Source organism: Kaistella sp. CFF1-2 (assembly GCF_059509915.1).
Map to the genome: position 1 here is coordinate 1 of NZ_JCAKLF010000020.1, position 1,530 is coordinate 1,530.

The following is a 1,530-nucleotide window of genomic DNA, read 5'->3' on the forward strand; positions in this document are numbered from 1 at the left end:
TGTAAATCGTCAGCAAAAAGTGGACTGAATTTACGAAATTTTAGTGGAGTGTTTTCAAAAAAAATAATTATTAAATTAGATTATTATGAGAGCACCCAAAAAGTCCACACCTGAGACTTACCTCAAAGACATTCGCAGAAAAACCAGACGTATTTTTACTGCTGAGCAAAAAATTCTGATTGTCATGGAAGCTTTGCGAGCTGAAACTTCTGTGGCAGAGCTTTGCCGCAAACATGGCATCCAAGAATCCACATTTTACAAGTGGAATAAAGAATTTATAGAAGCTGGAAAGAAGCGTCTTTCTGGCGATACCACAAGAGAAGCAACCTCCGATGAAGTAGCCCAACTGAGGGAAGAAAATCGCAGGCTCAAAGAATCGGTTGCAGATCTGGTTATCCGATATGACATCATAAAAAAAAGTTTGGAAACTCTGGAATAGTCTACAAATACAGAAAATATATGAGACTATCAGGAGAAGAAAAGCTGGAAATAATTAATATCGTAACCCGAAGCGAAATAGGCGTTAATAAGACTTTGCGAGAATTGGGAATCCATAAAAGCACGTTTTACAAATGGTACCATCTGTACCAAGAAAAAGGAGAAGCAGGATTTTTCTTTTCCCCTAATTCTTCAAGACGACAATGGAATAGCATTCCTGAGGAGGAACAAAAGTTGGTGATTGATGTAGCATTAGAAGCACCAGAACTTTCCAGCAGAGAATTGGCTCACAAAATTACCGACGAGCAAGGTATTTTTATTTCAGAATCCAGTGTTTATCGGATATTGAAGAAAAGTGGACTAGTTACAGCGCCTTCTCATATCCTTATTTCGGCTGCAAACGAGTTTAAAGATAAAACCAGTTTTGTTCACGAAATGTGGCAGACTGATTTTACCTATTTTAAAATTGTCGGTTGGGGTTGGTATTATTTAAGTACCGTTATTGATGATTTTAGCCGTTACATTGTGCATTGGGAGCTTTGTAAAACCATGAAAGCTCAAGATGTCCAAAGAACGGTAGATCGAGCGATAATAAAAGCTGGGTTAAAGAAAGGTCAGGTTCCGAAACTGCTTTCAGACAATGGATCTTGCTATGTCGCAGGTGAAATTAAAACGTATTTGGAAGAAGAATACAAAATGAAACAAATTCATGGTCGTCCTGCTCATCCACAAACTCAAGGAAAAATTGAACGATATCACAGAACCATGAAAAATGTAGTAAAACTACATCATTACTACAGCCCTGAAGAACTGATAAAAGCTTTAGAAGAATTTGTAAATCGCTACAACAACGAACGATATCATGAATCATTACAAAACCTTACTCCAGCTGACGTTTATTACGGAAGAACAGACGAAATTTTAAAAATAAGACAACAAATTAAACAAGAAACCATTATAAGGCGAAAACAATATTACGAACAAAACAAATCAGTTTTCTCCTCAAATTAAACTAAATATTGTTTTTTCCGACTATATTTGAAAAACAAAATACTCCACTAAACCTGGTACACTTTCTTTTGAAGACGTACA

Annotated in this window: 1 protein-coding gene; it reads left to right on the plus strand. The window is 36.2% G+C overall.

What is annotated here, in order from left to right; all coding sequences use genetic code 11:
* Nucleotides 1–85: 85 nt before the first annotated feature.
* Nucleotides 86–1,449, plus strand: a protein-coding gene (locus tag AC5XHR_RS13690; protein ID WP_448353768.1) for an IS3 family transposase whose coding sequence is annotated in 2 segments (ribosomal slippage) — nucleotides 86–410 and nucleotides 410–1,449 — 1,365 coding nt in all. Because the reading frame shifts where the segments join, the coding sequence is not laid out codon by codon here.
* Nucleotides 1,450–1,530 lie beyond the last annotated feature (81 nt).